Raw genomic sequence first — 16,112 nt, forward strand, 5'->3', positions numbered from 1 at the left:
ACATTTACAAAAGCTTTACAATTCAGTTCTTCCCTTATAGAGTATACCCCCTAAGACATAAAAAAAGCAGCTTTCCGCTGCCAATAATTTATATGTAATGGCCGGGATGAAAAAATTAGAACCTGCAGCATCGTACACGCTATGCATTTACGCTGACATGCTGTGGTACATCCCGTCATCAACTAAAATATAACACTCACTTAAAAAAATTAGCAAGAATTTTATCTCTTCTCATTTTTTGTACCTTTTCCACTGTAAGTTCATATTTATAAAGTAACTGAGAGTGAAAGGTGCGGAGCAGGATGGGCTTATCTTGGAAAGTAAATTCTCACTATACCGCCTTAGGAGATTCCATTTCTGTGGGAATCGGCTCATCCAAGGAATGGGGAAGCTTCGTCCAGCGGTATACCGTTCTCTTAGAGCATACTCTCTTCAAGACATATCATCTTTCAAATTACGCTAAAAATGGCTTTACAACACTCGATGTACTTTCTTCGATTGAGGAGCCGAAGGTCAGAAAAGCCCTCATGAATTCAGAGATCATTACCATCACTGCAGGCGGAAATGATTTGATCAAGGCAGGGAAAAAATATCTTTTAAAAAAGGAAGAAGTGGAATTTCATCACACGTTAAAAGAGTGCCAAAGGAATATGTCTGCCATTTTAAAGAACATTATTGAGATGAAAGAGAAGGGGAAAAAGAATTACATTATCCGCTTAACGAATATATACAATCCTTACCACAAGTGGGATCTTGCTTATAAATGGGTAAACTTATTCAATGCTTATATCCAGACGTTCCAGAAGTACCCCAACGTAAGGGTCGCAGATATTTACTCCTTATTCGTCAGACGAGAAAAAGAATTGTTGTCATGGGACAGTATCCATCCTAACAACCTCGGCCATAAAATGATAGCTCAAGCAGTCTACGACACGGGTTTTGGCCCGTTAAGCCCTCACTTTGACTGAAAATATTTTCTGAAAACATGACTTAATGCATTCAGTGGCCAAATCCGGCTGTAACTGTGATACAAAACATAAAAAAATCCTGGCAGGGCGGATCCCGTTGGGTAATTTAACGCGGATGTATCATGGTAGGAAGAAAGCAAATAATTTACTCCATTAGCAATAGCGGTTGTTGGCTGCGGACTCATCGAAGTGAGAGCATCAATGGCCCATGCGGTTTGGACAACCGTTCCATAACCCAAAGGTACATATCTCTTCGCCTCATCGCTATAACATGATTCACCCCAGCTCCCATCCGTATTTTGAATAGACTCAAGCCACCTCGCAGCTTTTATAAGACATTTTTCTCTGTTTACCTGTATTCCAACAGATGCAAGCCCTGTTACAGCCGCCCATGTTCCATAGATATAGCAGACACCCCATCGTCCATACCATGATCCATCGGACTCCTGATGGGACTTCAGCCAATTCACGGCACGGCTTACAGCAGGATCCTTTATAGTCAAGGTTGTATAACTGCCTAAAAATTCAAGAACTCTTCCTGTGATATCAGGGTTTGACGGATCAATCAAAGCGTCGGATGCATTTTTAAAAGGAAGCAGTCCAAGCCATTCTTTATTTGTATTTTTTTCAAAAGCAGGCCAGCCGCCGTCATCATTCTGCATGGCAAGCAGCCAGGTTATTCCTTCTTGCCAAGAGTGAAAGGTAAGGGGTGAGGAAGCAGCCTGTATTGAAATGGAGCGTAAAGCTGCCTGAGTATCATCCGTATCGGGATGGATGGAATTGGTTTCAGAGAAACCCCACCCACCGGGAGCGGTTTCTTTACAATGAACCTGCCAGTCGCCTTTTTTGGTGTGCTGCTGTTCGAGAAGAAAGTGAACTCCTTTTTGTATGTGATGATTTGCAGGTGAGATGCCGGCTTCGATCAAGGAATAGAGAAGAAGTGAGGTGTCCCATACAGCAGAAGGTGAATTTTGAACAAAAAAATGAGTGCCATTATTACATAAAAGAGAAATAATCCCTTGAATGGCCTGAAGAATGATTTGTGAATGTTTCGGATAGCCAAGGGAAAGCAAACCATAAATCATGTAGAACGTTGAAGAGGCGTAACTAAGCAGGGTTCCGTCTTTTTCAATTCTGTCCAGCATGTACCGTTCCAATTTTTTATGAACAGAATCAGAGGGATCCAAGCCGCTAAAAAAACGAATTAACGAATCATTTTCAAGTTCCGGCCAATAGTATTCATGATTCCGATCACCCGTTAAAGCCGAGAGCTGCTGGCTGCAAGGATGAAATACAAAGAAATCATTTCTCATGGCAGCAATCAGTGGTACGAAATGAACTCTCGCATAGCTGCTCATATCGTAGAACTGGATTGGAGATAAGGATGGGGGATCGATTAGTAAACCGGGATCAAAGGGGATTCTGGGCCAAGGTATAACACCATTTACAGACAGAAAAGCGCGCGTTAAAAGACTTGCCTTTTTTAATCCACCATGATGGAGAATAAATTCTTTGGCCATTTTCATCCGTGGACTGTCAATATTGAGATATCCAGCGTAACAGAGTGCAACATACGCTTCAATCGTAACAGAAAGATTGCCTTCTTTCTCATCAGGGTATACTTTCCATGTTCCGTCCAATTCTTGTTTTGAAAGAATGCGTTCAGCCAATTTTCGTTTTAACGGCTCATCATTCCACTCCCATAATACAAGAAGGACAAGCAGATAGGCATCTGTTGTAACTGGATTTTCAAAACAAAATCTAAACGAGCCATCTGCCTGCTGGAAAGATAGCAGATCATGGCAGCGCCGTTCAATCTCATTTCTGATTTTCTCCAAATCGAGCATTGGGGTTACACCCTTCCCGGATGACTAGAGTAAGAAATCAATACATCACATCTCCAATCTATATGAAGCAGGTGAGGGCAATTATGAATAATGAACATAATACAGCGTTCTGCAAGCTGTTAAAAGAACATCTGGAACGTCTTCAAGATCCGGCTGAATCACTTCAAATCCGAAGGGTATCCGGGGGCAGCATCAACGAGGCTTATGCTGTTCAAACACAGAAACAGAAGTATTTTTTTAAAATACATCGCCGTGCACCAGAACGTTTTTTTCAGTGTGAGGCGACCGGACTGGCTGCAATAAGAACAACTCAAACCATAGATGTTCCGGACGTTTATACGTATGAAGACAACAGGACTGGGGACAAAGCAAGCCTTATTTTGGCAGAGTGGGTTGAAGGAAAGAAAACGAAAGATACAGAAAGAAAACTGGGAGAAAGACTTGCTGCTCTTCACAGTTCTCCCGGACCGGTGCGTTATGGATTGAATCACGACAATTTCATCGGAACTATTCCGCAGCCGAACGGCTTATATTCAACATGGACAGCGTATTACATAACGAAACGGATTCTGCCGCAGATTGAAAGAGGAAGTGAAGGAAACGGAATGGATTCAGAACGAATAAATAGGTTGTTCAAAATCATGGTGAGGATGGAAAAGGATCTTCCAGAACAACCTGATGTTTCCTTGCTGCATGGAGATCTATGGGGAGGGAACTGGATTACTGGAAAGAATGGGGAACCCTTTCTGATCGATCCCGCGATTCTTTATGGCCATCATGAAATGGATTTGGCTTTCGCAGAATTGTTTGGCGGATTCTCTGCTGATTTTTACCAGGCTTATGCTTACTTTTTACCAATTGAAAAAGAATATCAAGACCGTAAAGAACTTTATCAATTGTTTTATCTTCTCGTTCATTTGAATTTATTTGGAGAAACATACGGTCGCCCCATAGATCGAATTCTAAAGAAATATTTATCGTAGTTTTTCAAGCTGCTGATCATGAAGGCGGTATAGTAGAAGATAGCCAATGATCGACCCGACAAAAGCAAGGGACATATCCCATTGTGAATCCCAGATATCCCCTTGGATTCCCAGAAAATCTTTGGCAGAATGCCCTTCCATTTTCGCAACCAGCCACTCGATAATCTCATATCCTGCGGCGAGGGAGAGAATGATGCTTAAACTAAGGAAAATAAGCCAAAAACGGCGAGGGAGGCCGGCCAGCCTGAGCAAAACTTCTCGTACAGGAATAATCGTGAGCCCCTTAAAGAAATGTCCGAACCGATCATAATCATTTCGTTTAAGATGAAAGGTATTCTGAATCCGCTCAAAAAGGGGGACATCATCGTACGTATAATGGCCACCGATAAACATTAATATGAACACGATGGAAAAAAGGCTGTAGGAAAGAGTTGTAAATTGAAAACGCTTATAAGTAAGCATTAGGATTAGGATTGGAAGGACAGCGGGTGATACTTCAAGAACCCAAGTGAAATAATCAGCCGGGTGGAAAGCAGACCAGACGAAAACAAGCGCAGTAAGCAACAGAATGTACAGATGAATATTTTTTGGATGGTTTATTTCCATGTGTGCTCCTCCTGATTTCCTTTTTATCAGTATGAGGGACACAACCGGCAGTTATACCTTATCCTAAAATATAAAAAATCGCCCAGGTCGGGCGATTTTTTATTATCATACAGAAACTTTCTCGAATTCTTTGCGGATCTCAGCAGATCGTTCTTTTGCGCTGATGATTGCTTTAGTAAACGCTTGGCCAGCTTCATTTTCCTGCAGAGCATCCAACCCTGCTGCTGTAGTGCCGTTTGGGGATGTAACTTTTTTTCTTAGTGATTCAGGTGATGCATTAGTATCCAGCACCATTTTACTGGCACCGAAAACGGTTTGAGCCGCTATTTCCCTAGCAAGGTCCTCATCCAGTCCTTCAGCCTGAGCTGTTTTTTCAATATGTTCAAGAACATAATAAATGTAAGCCGGACCGCTTCCTGCTATACCTGTAAACACATCCATCTGTTCTTCTTCTATTACTTTTACCCTGCCGACCGCAGAAAATAACTCTTTTGCGATTTCTATATGCTCCATTGTGACCGATTGTCCACCAGTTACGGCCGTAATGGATTCTCCAATCGTACTGGAAGTGTTAGGCATTACCCGAATAACCGGCTGTTCATCAGGAAGAATTTCTTCCATAAAGCCAGTAGATATCCCCGCGAGAACAGAGAGTACAATTTGATCTGGCATTAGTTTGGGTTTCAGCTCGATTAATGCTTTTTCTGCATCTTTCGGCTTCATGGCCAAGATGATCAGATCCGCTTCTTGGACCCTTACTTCACTGTAAGGTAAGGCAATCACCTTATATTTTTTCATCAGTTCAATTCGTCGTTCTTCATTTTGTTTATTCGACATCATAATATTGCTGGGCGGTAATTTATCTTGATTGACCATTCCGGCAGCTATTGCCTCGGCCATGGAACCTGCCCCGATAAAAAGCACCTTTTTAGTTTCTAACATGCAACCTCTCCTTATTGCTGTGCTAAGTTCACTTAAGGTCCTATCTTAACATGTAAAGAAAAGGTTTCAACCCTTTACCGGGACATCGTCCGTTATAGCCAATAATCTCTAAAGAAAGAGAGAATTAAGGAGGCTAAACTGCAAATAGTGTAAGAAATTATGGGAAAACCTTTTAAATCCCTGGATATGAAGAAATACATTCATCGCTTGGCAGGCTGTGGCGGGAGCAATATGGTTTGCAGCAGCTGTCTTTGTTCATCAGGCCACCATGCTCCACAATCTTCTGAGACGATGCAAGCTGCACATTTTTCAAGGTCAAACACTTTCATACCGGAAATTGGGGGAGAGTAGACGTGTAAAGTAATCAGCGGATCCTTTTCATGAGTACCCATCTTATGAATCATTCCTCTTCCAACGTTAAGGAGCGATCCTTTATTTTCAACCTGTTCTTTCACTGGCACAGGCAGTTCGCCGGGCCGGAGCTTATAGAGTGTGTGGTTTGAAGAACCAGATAAAATCTGGACCCACCCATATGACTGCCCATGGTCATGTGGAGAGCAATCCAGGGCAGAAGCCCAATGCATAACGAGAATTTCTACGTGATCACTCTTATAAATTAATTTCCTGCCATAGGGTTTGTTCTCTGGATCCCTGATAAAAGGGCCGGCGTCCTTTACACTAGCTTGCAGTTTATGGATAGCATCAAGCAATTCCTGTGAGGTAGGTTGAACGAGCGGAGTGAAGAGTTTTTCAATCTTTGTAAGGAATAGCAAGTTATCATCCTCCTGCCGAATTAAATGGGGTTATCTATAGTATATTGGAGCCACTTATCCAGCATGTGCTCTGAAGGAAAATCGGTCAATGGTCACAAAAAATATCATATATCCGAAACATTACTCCTAGGGGCTGCGTTAGTTCGCAACAACAAACGGGTGGCCAGGAATCGTCCTTTTACTTTTGACGAAAACACAACGATCCAGGAGGTATAAATTTATGTATAAAAAGATTGGTTTAATTACAGGAATAACAGCCATTGGGCTCTCTATAGCAGGAGGAACAAATGCAAGCGCACATACGGTAAAGGAAGGGGATACACTTTGGAAGCTTGGTCAGTCTTATAACGTACCTTATGAAAGTATCAAAAAAGACAACAATTTAGACGGAAATATGATAAGACCTGGCCAGCAATTAAACATACCGGCAGTTAAAGGGGTAAGTGAAGATCAAGTGAAAGCTTCTTCAGAAGATAAAAGACTTCTCGCTTCTCTTGTTGAAGCTGAAGCAATGGGTGAAAGTTTTGAAGGTAAAACTGCAGTTGCTGCTGTTGTCTTGAACCGAGTAAAGGCTGATAGCTTTCCGGATACGATCAAAGGGGTTATCTACGACAAAGGTCAGTTTCAGCCTGTCATGGAAAACAACCTGAAAAAGCCTTCACCTTCATCAGAAAAAGCTGTTGATAAAGCATTATCCGGTTATGACAATACGAATGGATCGCTGTTTTTCTATAATAAAACGACAGCGGTAAGCCGTTGGCTCGATACAAAGCCTGTCAAAATAGTAATCGGCAACCATACATTCAGCAAGTAAATTAAAGCCTCAGGCCATTGAAAGGTCCGAGGTTTTATTATCGTTCACTTGAGCTCTTTATGCTAAGACCCGATGATTCAATTTTTTGGCTGTTCCGGGCGATGAGAACATCACAAGTGGCATGCCTGGTGATATATTGTGAAACACTGCCGATAAAAATGCGTTCCATAGCGTTTAACCCGGTTGCACCGCAGACAATTAAATCTGCTTCATGCATGGAAGCGAAAGAAAGGATTTCTGTTTTTGGAGTTCCGTAATTAGATAAGGTTTTAACATTTTTTAATCCATGTTTCCTTGCCATCTCATCATAATTTTCAAGAAGGGATTCACTAAAACTCTTGTCACGGTTCATCTCGAAGTTAACTGCACCTGCGTCTAATGGAGCAGTAGGGATTTTTTCCTCAGAAATATGAACAATTAGCAATTGCGCATGATATTCTTTCGTAATTTCTATAGCTCTGTAAAAGGCAACCTCCGAAGATTCCGATCCATCCACACCAACAAGGATTCTTTCGTAATAAGGCATAAAAATCACCCCTTTTTTGTAAACTTATATAAATTCATTCCCTATATATAAGAGAGGCAAACATAATCGTAACATTTGTACCCAACCTCCAAATTCCATTTGACAAACCTATAGGAGTAAGGTATTTTTGAACGTATTAAAGTATTTGAAAAATTCATAATTGACTCTTATCAAGAGTGGTGGAGGGACTGGCCCGATGATACCCGGCAACCTGCAGATTATTTCTGAACAGGTGCCAAATCCTGCAAGGCAGAAGGCTTTGAGAGATAAGAGAAGGTCAAGCCCAAGCGGATAATTGCACCTCTCTGAATCTTTTAGAGAGGTGTTTTTTGTTGAATAAATGGGGGGATATCTGTTGGCAAATACACAATTATCTGCTGTAAATGATACGGCAGCAATAGGAGAACTTACGTTAGAGTCTGGAAAAGAGCTGAAAGATGTCCATATCGCTTACCAGCGAATCGGCGCAGCAAATGCACCTGCCATTTTCGTATGCCATGCGCTTACAGGTAATCATTATACGTTAAACAGTGAGATGGGAGAAGGCTGGTGGGCAGGTCTATTGGGAAATGGGCAGTATATTGATTTGGAGAAATACCAGGTGATTACTTCAAATGTATTGGGAGGGTGTGACGGATCAACAGGACCACTCTCGGTCAATCCCGTTACTGGAAGTCCTTACGGAGCTGAATTTCCATTGATAACAATCAGAGACATGGTGCAGGCCCAAAAGAAACTTTTGGAAGTACTCGGCTTGGGACGTCTAGAGGCAGTGATCGGCGGATCGTTAGGCGGCATGCAGGTATTAGAGTGGGGACTGATGTATCCTGATTTTATGGAGCGTCTGATCCCGATTGCCGTAACCCCTTTTCTAAGTGATTATGCGATAGGTTTCAATGCAGCGGGAAGAACGGCCATCCTCAGTGATCCCTTATGGAATAACGGACAGTACGGTAAAGAAAATACACCAAGGAAAGGGCTTGGCATTGCTCGGATGATCGGTATGCTCACTTATCGTTCGGGAGCATTGTTCAATCATCGATTTCAGCGAAAACAAACAGAGAATTGGGAAACCATTCATGAGGATGCAGCCTTTTCAGTTGAATCCTATCTTCAATACCAAGCGGATAAATTAGCGGACCGTTTTGATGCCAACAGTTACTTAACACTATTGAAAGCGATGGATACTCACGATATCGGCAGAGAAAGGGGAGGAGTAGTGGCTGCTTCCCAGAGCTATAAGGCTCAAATGCTTTGTGTTGGTTTCACCGGTGATTTGCTCTATCCTTCTGATTTAATGGAACAGTTTGTAAAAGATGTTCAAGCTGAAAATAAAAGAGCAAAATATCTTGAGGTATCCACCATGTTTGGCCATGATGGATTTCTGACAGAATTTGATAAGTGGGGGAACTTGCTCAAAGAATTTATGAGAGAAACAATAAAGACATGAGGATATCATCCTCATGTCTTTATTTATCACTATTCAACAGCTGGTTTTTCAATAACCGCCGTCTGATTAGAAGGCGTATGCTGTTCAGGGCGCTCCCGGCTAATTCTTCCGCCGCCGACGGATAAAGCGACCAAAATACCCGCTCCAATAAAAATCAAGCCTGTTAAAAATACAGTGGTAAAAGAATCACTCCATGCGGTCTGTATAGAATGAATAACGGTATCTTTAATTGTATCAGGCAATTTAAGAAGATCTGGATGGATTAAAATGCTGAACAATGCATCTGTTTTGTCTGCTAACTTTTGAAAGATCCCTTGAAGCATTGGGTTCGTTTGTTCACTCACTACATCTTTCATTTTTGTTTCTAAGGAATGGTTCATCACTACATTTAGAACAGTGATACCAATCGTACCGCCAATTGAACGGAAGAACGTTGATGCAGAAGTAATAGCTCCCAGTTTTGTTTTCGGAAATTCATTTTGAATCGCGATCATTAATGTCGGCATAACAAGACCCATTCCGAATCCCATAATAATCATATAAGCGTATGCTGTAATTTCATTGGAATCAACACCCATCGTGCTCATCAAGTAGAAGCCTACTGCTGTAATGATCATGCCCGCAGTCAATACGGTTCGATAAGGAACTTTCAATAGAAGTCTTCCTCCAATAATACTCGCCAGGATGAGAGAAATCATCATCGGTGTCATGGTAGAACCAGCTTGTGTCGGAGTTACACCCAGAATTCCCTGCATAAACATCGGAACGAACATGATCGCACCGAACATGCCTAAGCCCAGTAAAAACCCTAGAGCATTTGTTGTGGCAAAAACACGGTTTTTAAACAGTGAAAGATCTAGGACAGGCTCTTTTGCCTTCTTTTCTACAAATCCGAATACGATCAAGAGAACGATGGAGAAGCCGAAGATCAATCCGCTTTCCAGAGAAACCCATTCAAATTTATCTCCGCCAAACGTCAAACCAAGGAGCAATAAGACGATGGCAGGGATTAGAGTGATGATTCCAAGATAATCGATATTCACTTCTTCTTTTGGCCTTACCAGTTCATTTTTCATTCCAACAAAAATGAGGATGGCAGATAAGAGACCAAAAGGAACATTAATTAAGAAAATCCAGTGCCAGCTGATCGAGTCGACTAAAAATCCACCGATGAACGGACCGATAACAGAGCTTAATCCGAAGATTGCTCCGAATACTCCCTGCCATTTCGCACGCTGTTCCGCTGTGAAAATATCACCGATAATGGTTTGTGAAAGAGGCATGATCATACCGCCGCCAAGACCCTGCAGCCCGCGGTAGAAAATCAATTGTTCCATAGAATTCGCTGTTGCACATAACCCGGAGCCAATGACGAAAATGACGGTCCCAATCAAATAAAGGGAACGGCGTCCGTATAGATCCGAAAGCTTTCCGACGATCGGAATTATCGTAGTAGATGTAATTAAATAGGCAGTAGTTACCCAGGCAAAAATAGAAAATCCATTTAACTCACCGATAATGGTAGGCATCGCTGTACCAACCACGGTCTGTTCCATTGCGCTGAAAAACATCCCAATAATAAGGCCCAAAAGGACCATATTGCGGTTGATAGGCATTTGTTGTTCAATTTTCATATGATTGTTCTTCTCCATTCTGTTGTTATACTAATTGAATCTTTAAGTGTTAATCTTTGCTATACTCCTTCAACTCAGGAACCTTTGTGCTTTCATGTTCTCATGGTAGTATTTTTACAATTCGTTTTGATCACCTTCCATGAAATGACCCCCAGTCAAATTCTCAATTTAATTAACCTACTAAACTAAAATCACTAAATCATTATATTACTGATATGACCAGTCAGTCAATCTTATAATTTAAAAAAACGCCCAAAAATTATTAGGCGTTTTTCCAGTGTATTTAAGCAAGCAATGATAGGCCGCCGTCCACTATAATGGTTTGCCCTCTAATCATGCTGGCTGCAGGTGTACAGAGGAAATAAACCGTTTCAGCGATATCAACCGGTTCAACAATACGTCCCGCCGGGTTCTTCTTCTTCGCTTCGTTTAAGAGTTCTTCCCGATTAGGGAAATGCTTCAGTGCATCCGTATCAACAGCTCCGCCAGATACCGCATTGACAACAATTCCTTTAGGCGCAAGTTCGACAGCAAGATAACGGGTGATTGCTTCAACCGAAGCCTTGGATACACCAACGGCTACGTAATTCGGAAGTGCTCTGATTGATCCAAGACTCGATAGAGCAACGATAGCACCTGAACCTTTTTCTGCCATAAGCATCGCTGCTTGCTGGGAGGCAAACAGGTACGCTTTTGCGTTGATGTCCTGAGTCCAATCCCAATGGCTTTCTTCAATTTCCAGCAGGGGCCTTAAAACACCGGAAGCGGCATTGTTTATAAATACATCTAGGCTGCCAAAGGTTTCTTTTACTTCCGCAAACAAGGCTTTGATCTGGTCAAGGTCACCGACGTTCGCTTTCACTAAATGGACCTTAATTCCGTATTGAGATTCAAATTCTTGTTTGGTCTCCTCTGCGTCTTTCTTCTTCCTCATGAAATTCAACACGAGATCATATTCTTCGGAGGCAAATTTGGAGGCGATGGCTTTACCGATACCTCTGGTGCCGCCTGTAATTAAAGCTACTTTTCTTGTCAACAAAAACACGTCCTTTATCACATTCTGCATTTAGTACCTGGTCCTAATTCTAATTCGGTTCCCACCGAATGTCAATGCTGCCCTAAACTAAGCATTTGAAAGGAAAGAAGAAGAGATATACTATATAATAGATTTTTATAGTTTTTATGATGAAAGGGATTTTTACATGACCATAGATCAATTGCAATTACCCAACGTACTGGCTGAAAAATTAAATTTTGAAAGAAATAGACGAAATGAAAACAATTCTGCTGAGTTTCAAGGTCTAATCGGATCAGAAGGGTACACAGCGGAAGATAATGAGATTGTAAAAGACGCTGTGATTGCCTTGCTGATGGGGAAGAATGTTCTGCTGAAAGGGCCTACAGGTTCAGGCAAGACAAAGCTGGCGGAATACCTTTCTTCTTTATTTCAGCAGCCTCTGCATTCTATCAACTGTTCAGTGGATTTGGATGCTGAAGCGTTACTGGGACATAAGACCATCTCTTATGAAAAAGGACATTCTGAAATTGAATTTATTCCTGGGCCGGTAACAAAAGCGGCAGCGTTCGGCCATTTCTTATACATTGATGAGATCAATGTTTCAAAGCCAGAAACACTTCCCATCTTAAACGGTATTCTCGACTACAGACGGACAGTTACTAATCCGTTTACAGGTGATATTATTAAAGCTGCTGAGGGTTTTAACGTGATCGCAGCGATCAACGAGGGATATATTGGGACCGTTCCATTGAATGAAGCATTAAAAAACCGTTTTGTTGTTATTGAAGTCCCTTATATTCAAGGAGATACACTATTTGAGATGCTGCTATCCCATTCTCAACAGAAAGACCGCGGAATTCTAAAACAATTTGTTCAGTTTTCTTCAGATCTTGTTCAGCAGACTAAGACGGGGCAGTTATCGGAGGACGCAGCGTCCATCAGGGCTTTGCTTGATGCAGCAGACTTATCGGCCTATATGCCGCCAAAGAGGGCGATTCAGCGTGCTGTAGCTGATAAATTAGAAGACGTACGGGAAAAAACATTAATCCATAACATTTCAGATACCCTTTTTATGTAGAGTGGATGCCCAGGAGGTGAAGTAGCGCATGAAATTTTTATCATTTGCAGATACAAAAATCGATTCTTTTCTGCATATGCAGCTGATCGACCTTGCGAAAACCCTGTCCAGAGATCCAAAAATGGATGTAGAATTCTCATACCATTCTTATTTGAACAAACCTGGCCATGTGCTGCATGTCAGCCAGTTTTGGATGACCTATCCAGCCAGCCTGCAGCTTCATGGATTAAAAAGTGAAGTTTACTTAAGAAGCTATGGGAATTTCTTTTTTTCGGATCATACCTCTCTGCAAGAAGCACTTCAGTCCTTAAAAAATGAAGAGCATTTTCAATTTCTTAAGCATCTGCTTTTGTTTTCAGAAGATTTTCGCCTGGAAAAAGTATGTGTGACTAAACGGCCTGGTATGTCTGTCTCTTTCTTGGAGAGGAAGAGAGTTCTTCTTACCCATTATCAGAGGCAGTACCGTCAGCATATCCAGCAAAGAAGATGGCTAGACGCGTTCTTCTGCTGTATTTTTCTGTTTGCCAACCACCGGCTCGTGCCGCTTCAAACACCATTAAAAGAATGGTATGTTGAGCTGTGCCATGATCTAATAAAATTAAACACTGCTGGAAGCACATCAGAGCTAGTTGCAGTAATCCATGATATAAAGAGAGCATTAAGAACATTTAACGAAAGAGATATGACGAGTTCTTATCTGTCGTTCTACGAATCGGAAAAGTTGAATTTTAAAGATATCTCAAGAGAAAATGAAGTAAAAGCACCACATTCACAGACTGCATCAGAAGACGAAAAAAGCAGTGATGAAACGGAACGGGAAGAAATGCCAAGCTGGCACGAAGAGACCTCTTCTCCGTCTGACTCGTTTCTTCAGTTTGATCTGGATCAAGGGACATCAACCGATTTGCTTGGTGAAGGAGGGAGGAAAGCTGAGGAAGGAGATCAGGCTTTCGGAGCGGTTCAGGCTGGAGCGAAAGATTCAAAAGGCAAGGATTTTAAAGGGGAGACTGGTGCAGGTATAGACCAAACAGACGGGCGTTCAGGGCAAGGCCTTTTTCCATACGGTGAGATGAACCGTTTTGCTGTTGAAAAAAAGATCCTACCGAAGAAGCCTTCTTTTCAGGAAGTACAGGATTATCAGGAGTTCAAATCTGCTGTACAATCTTCTGTCAGCCTGTTGAAACAAAGCTTTTTGAAGACCATAGAACATAAAAAAAATGTACCAAACCACGATTTGCATTTTGGCCGATTAAACAAAAGGCTGACACGGCTACTGACCGATAAAAATCCAAGGCTGTTCTTTAAAAAAGCGGAATCACCGCAAGAACTCGATGCCGTCTTTACTTTGCTTGTCGATTGCTCGGCCTCCATGTTTGACAAAATGGAAGAAACACAACAGGCTATTGTCCTGTTCCATGAGACCCTAAAGGCCGTCCGCATCCCACATTCCATAGTAGGCTTTTGGGAAGATGCGGCTGATGCGAAGAAAGACAGCCAGCCTAATTATTTTCAGGAAGTGATTTCGTTCACGAGCTCACTTAAAAATCAGTCTGGACCTGAAATTCTGCAGCTGGAGCCTCAGGAAGATAATCGAGATGGCTATTCCATCCGGAAAAAGGCAGAGGATTTGCTGCGCCGGAAGGAAAAACAAAAGTTTTTACTCGTCTTTTCAGATGGAGAGCCAGCGGCGTTTGATTATGAGGACCATGGCATTCTGGACACGTATGAAGCTGTAGCCAATACTCGTAAGATGGGGATTGAAACGCTGGGGATGTACATTTCTAATGGAAAAGTGACCGAGGAAGCTCAAAATCTAATGAAAAATATATATGGCAGCCATCAGGTGGTCGTACCCAGTGCAGCAGAACTCGTCAGTTATTTAGTGCCTGTCCTGCGCAAGCTTCTATTCAGATTATCTTAAAAAAGCTTGTGTTCCAAAAATTAGCTGGCTGCATCGACAGCTATCTCATCCATTACTTGTAAAAAAGATTTGAAGGTCTCATTTAAGCAACAGCATGCGATGTTGAACTGAAAAAGAAAATCCAGGAGGGTTATCCTGGATTTTTTTAATGGTTTGTTTTCATTTGTTTTTGTTGAATATATGCGAGACGGAAGTAAAGAGTGACCGCACCCATCGCTAGGCCTGTGATCAATCCTACCCAGTATCCATACGCTTCAAGGGCAGTATAATTAGCCAGCACAAAGCCAGCCGGCAATCCGATCACCCAATAGGATATTAAAGATAATACAAGCGTTACGTTTACATCCTTATACCCTCTCAGAGCTCCTTGTATGGGAGCGGCAATAGCATCGGAAAGCTGAAAAAAGACCGCATAAAGCAAAAAATGCTTCGTTAATTTTATGACAGATGAATCGTTTGAATACATTCCGGCTACTTGGCTGGGGAAGATGAGCAAAGCTGCTGCACACAGCAAGGCAAGAATGACCGCAGTTCCTATTCCGAGATAACTGTATTGCTTAGCGTCTTTATACCGATGCGCCCCGACTTCGAAACCGACCGCAATGGTAAGTGCAAAGGAGATACTCAAAGGCAGCATATAAAGAAACGAAGCAAAATTAAGTGCAGATTGATGTGCGGCAATCGTTGCTGTATTGAATGAACTCATCAGCAGCGTTACGGCTGCAAAGATACTCGTTTCAAAAAAGATGGAAAATCCAATCGGCAGCCCGATTTTTAGCTGGCTTTTCCATGCTGAAATCGAAAGGGAGTAAAACTTGCTGAAGACTTGATAATCAGAAAAAGGCAGCTTTTTGTGAATGATATAGAACGCCAGTAAAGCAATAAACCAATACGTAAGAGCAGAAGCATAACCCGAACCAACACCGCCAAGCTCCGGAAACCCCCACTTACCGAAAATCAATAAATAATTGAAGAGGGCATTGACGGGAAGTGCAGTTAACGTAATCAGCATAGACACCCTCGTTCTGCCGAGAGCATCGATAAAACAGCGGAGAACGTTATATAAGAACAGAGGAATCATACCGAACGAAAGGGCTATCAGATACCCAGAAGCTACCTCCCTTACTTGACGGTCGAGATTCATGGCATTCAGCAGGGGATTTAGTACCAATAATCCAACAGCAATTACAGCAAATGAAAGAGCAAACGCAAGATAGATGCTCTGTATGACAGCGTACGGTACTTTTTCTTTATTTCCGGCACCATTATATTGGGAAACGATGGGGGTAAGCGCCATCAATATTCCGCTTAATCCAGTAAAAACAGGGACCCAGATGCTTGAACCGATCGCTACACCAGCAAGCTGTTTCGGGCCTGAGTGGCCGGACATAACTGTATCAAGAAAATTCATCGCGAATAATCCGATCTGTGTAACCAATACAGGAAGCACCAGCTTGATGAACAATAAAATTTTTTGCTTGATCGTTTGAGTTTTTTCCATTTCATATTCCTTTTCCATGTCTGTAATAATGGAAATTATAACATATGGGCA

At 42.0% G+C, this 16,112-nt stretch carries 14 protein-coding genes and 1 riboswitch; of the genes, 6 read left to right on the forward strand and 8 right to left on the reverse strand.

Translation table 11 applies throughout. The features are described 5' to 3' along the window. Positions 1 to 302 precede the first annotated feature (302 nt). Positions 303 to 968 (forward strand): GDSL-type esterase/lipase family protein, encoded by a 666-nt coding sequence (locus M1K46_RS16620; RefSeq protein WP_256226887.1) that lies wholly within the window; start codon positions 303 to 305, stop codon positions 966 to 968. Here M1K46_RS16620 and M1K46_RS16625 read toward each other — a convergent pair. After that, the gene (locus tag M1K46_RS16625) at positions 956 to 2,815 is read right to left on the reverse strand and encodes a terpene cyclase/mutase family protein (protein WP_256226888.1); all 1,860 of its coding nucleotides are present in this window, start codon (positions 2,813 to 2,815) and stop codon (positions 956 to 958) included. The two genes, M1K46_RS16620 and M1K46_RS16625, sit on opposite strands and share 13 nt — an antisense overlap. 83 nt (positions 2,816 to 2,898) lie before the next feature. On the opposite strand from M1K46_RS16625, the gene M1K46_RS16630 reads away from it, so the two are divergent. Beyond that, a complete protein-coding gene (locus M1K46_RS16630; RefSeq protein WP_256226889.1) occupies positions 2,899 to 3,798 on the forward strand; it encodes a fructosamine kinase family protein in 900 nt (299 codons plus the stop codon). Here M1K46_RS16630 and M1K46_RS16635 read toward each other — a convergent pair. From M1K46_RS16635 to M1K46_RS16645, 3 genes are all read right to left on the reverse strand, one after another. Next, positions 3,790 to 4,404, reverse strand: a complete 615-nt coding sequence (locus M1K46_RS16635; protein ID WP_256226891.1) for a DUF2238 domain-containing protein — start codon at positions 4,402 to 4,404, stop codon at positions 3,790 to 3,792. The two genes, M1K46_RS16630 and M1K46_RS16635, sit on opposite strands and share 9 nt — an antisense overlap. A gap of 105 nt (positions 4,405 to 4,509) precedes the next feature. Further along, positions 4,510 to 5,346, reverse strand: coding sequence for a pyrroline-5-carboxylate reductase (gene proC, locus M1K46_RS16640; RefSeq protein WP_256226892.1), 837 nt, complete (start codon positions 5,344 to 5,346; stop codon positions 4,510 to 4,512). A 200-nt stretch (positions 5,347 to 5,546) separates the two neighbouring features. Further along, complete coding sequence (locus M1K46_RS16645; protein WP_256226893.1) at positions 5,547 to 6,119, reverse strand: cysteine dioxygenase; 573 nt, start codon at positions 6,117 to 6,119, stop codon at positions 5,547 to 5,549. 220 nt (positions 6,120 to 6,339) lie between these two features. Here M1K46_RS16645 and M1K46_RS16650 point away from each other — a divergent pair, with 220 nt between their 5' ends. Further along, positions 6,340 to 6,933 (forward strand): cell wall hydrolase, encoded by a 594-nt coding sequence (locus M1K46_RS16650; RefSeq protein WP_256226895.1) that lies wholly within the window; start codon positions 6,340 to 6,342, stop codon positions 6,931 to 6,933. Positions 6,934 to 6,970: 37 nt separating this feature from the next. On the opposite strand, the gene M1K46_RS16655 is transcribed toward M1K46_RS16650, so the two are convergent. Next, entirely contained in the window at positions 6,971 to 7,459 is a 489-nt protein-coding gene (locus M1K46_RS16655) for a universal stress protein (protein ID WP_091005675.1), read from the reverse strand. Positions 7,460 to 7,623: 164 nt separating this feature from the next. Further along, positions 7,624 to 7,732, forward strand: a riboswitch (SAM riboswitch). An 82-nt stretch (positions 7,733 to 7,814) separates the two neighbouring features. Here M1K46_RS16655 and metX point away from each other — a divergent pair. Beyond that, positions 7,815 to 8,909, forward strand: a complete 1,095-nt coding sequence (gene metX, locus M1K46_RS16660; RefSeq protein WP_256226896.1) for a homoserine O-acetyltransferase MetX — start codon at positions 7,815 to 7,817, stop codon at positions 8,907 to 8,909. Between the two features lie 29 nt (positions 8,910 to 8,938). On the opposite strand, the gene M1K46_RS16665 is transcribed toward metX, so the two are convergent. After that, positions 8,939 to 10,543 carry an MDR family MFS transporter gene (locus M1K46_RS16665; protein WP_256226897.1) on the reverse strand — a complete coding sequence of 535 codons (1,605 nt, stop codon included), beginning with the start codon at positions 10,541 to 10,543 and terminating at the stop codon, positions 8,939 to 8,941. A 283-nt stretch (positions 10,544 to 10,826) separates the two neighbouring features. Then, on the reverse strand, positions 10,827 to 11,579 hold the full coding sequence (gene fabL, locus M1K46_RS16670) for an enoyl-[acyl-carrier-protein] reductase FabL (RefSeq protein WP_256226898.1): 753 nt from the start codon (positions 11,577 to 11,579) through the stop codon (positions 10,827 to 10,829). Positions 11,580 to 11,745: 166 nt separating this feature from the next. Here fabL and M1K46_RS16675 point away from each other — a divergent pair, with 166 nt between their 5' ends. Together M1K46_RS16675 and M1K46_RS16680 are read left to right on the forward strand one after the other, a co-directional pair. Beyond that, on the forward strand, positions 11,746 to 12,639 hold the full coding sequence (locus M1K46_RS16675; protein ID WP_256226899.1) for an ATP-binding protein: 894 nt from the start codon (positions 11,746 to 11,748) through the stop codon (positions 12,637 to 12,639). A 28-nt stretch (positions 12,640 to 12,667) separates the two neighbouring features. Beyond that, positions 12,668 to 14,560 carry a vWA domain-containing protein gene (locus M1K46_RS16680; protein ID WP_256226900.1) on the forward strand — a complete coding sequence of 631 codons (1,893 nt, stop codon included), beginning with the start codon at positions 12,668 to 12,670 and terminating at the stop codon, positions 14,558 to 14,560. 145 nt (positions 14,561 to 14,705) lie between these two features. On the opposite strand, the gene M1K46_RS16685 is transcribed toward M1K46_RS16680, so the two are convergent. Further along, positions 14,706 to 16,061 (reverse strand): MATE family efflux transporter, encoded by a 1,356-nt coding sequence (locus M1K46_RS16685; RefSeq protein WP_256226902.1) that lies wholly within the window; start codon positions 16,059 to 16,061, stop codon positions 14,706 to 14,708. Between the last annotated feature and the right edge of the window lie 51 nt (positions 16,062 to 16,112).

The organism is Fictibacillus sp. WQ 8-8 (assembly GCF_024494405.1).
Lineage (GTDB): Bacteria > Bacillota > Bacilli > Bacillales > Fictibacillaceae > Fictibacillus_C > Fictibacillus_C marinisediminis.

What these genes read in the sequence shown, in the direction of transcription:
- M1K46_RS16680 (WP_256226900.1), top strand. Translation starts at nt 12,668, where the DNA reads ATGAAATTTTTATCATTTGCAGATACAAAAATCGATTCTTTTCTGCAT.
- M1K46_RS16630 (WP_256226889.1), top strand. Translation starts at nt 2,899, where the DNA reads ATGAATAATGAACATAATACAGCGTTCTGCAAGCTGTTAAAAGAACAT.
- M1K46_RS16655 (WP_091005675.1), bottom strand. Translation starts at nt 7,459, where the DNA reads ATGCCTTATTACGAAAGAATCCTTGTTGGTGTGGATGGATCGGAATCT.
- M1K46_RS16625 (WP_256226888.1), bottom strand. Translation starts at nt 2,815, where the DNA reads ATGCTCGATTTGGAGAAAATCAGAAATGAGATTGAACGGCGCTGCCAT.
- M1K46_RS16620 (WP_256226887.1), top strand. Translation starts at nt 303, where the DNA reads ATGGGCTTATCTTGGAAAGTAAATTCTCACTATACCGCCTTAGGAGAT.
- M1K46_RS16675 (WP_256226899.1), top strand. Translation starts at nt 11,746, where the DNA reads ATGACCATAGATCAATTGCAATTACCCAACGTACTGGCTGAAAAATTA.
- proC (WP_256226892.1), bottom strand. Translation starts at nt 5,346, where the DNA reads ATGTTAGAAACTAAAAAGGTGCTTTTTATCGGGGCAGGTTCCATGGCC.
- M1K46_RS16650 (WP_256226895.1), top strand. Translation starts at nt 6,340, where the DNA reads ATGTATAAAAAGATTGGTTTAATTACAGGAATAACAGCCATTGGGCTC.
- M1K46_RS16665 (WP_256226897.1), bottom strand. Translation starts at nt 10,543, where the DNA reads ATGAAAATTGAACAACAAATGCCTATCAACCGCAATATGGTCCTTTTG.
- M1K46_RS16635 (WP_256226891.1), bottom strand. Translation starts at nt 4,404, where the DNA reads ATGGAAATAAACCATCCAAAAAATATTCATCTGTACATTCTGTTGCTT.
- M1K46_RS16685 (WP_256226902.1), bottom strand. Translation starts at nt 16,061, where the DNA reads ATGGAAAAAACTCAAACGATCAAGCAAAAAATTTTATTGTTCATCAAG.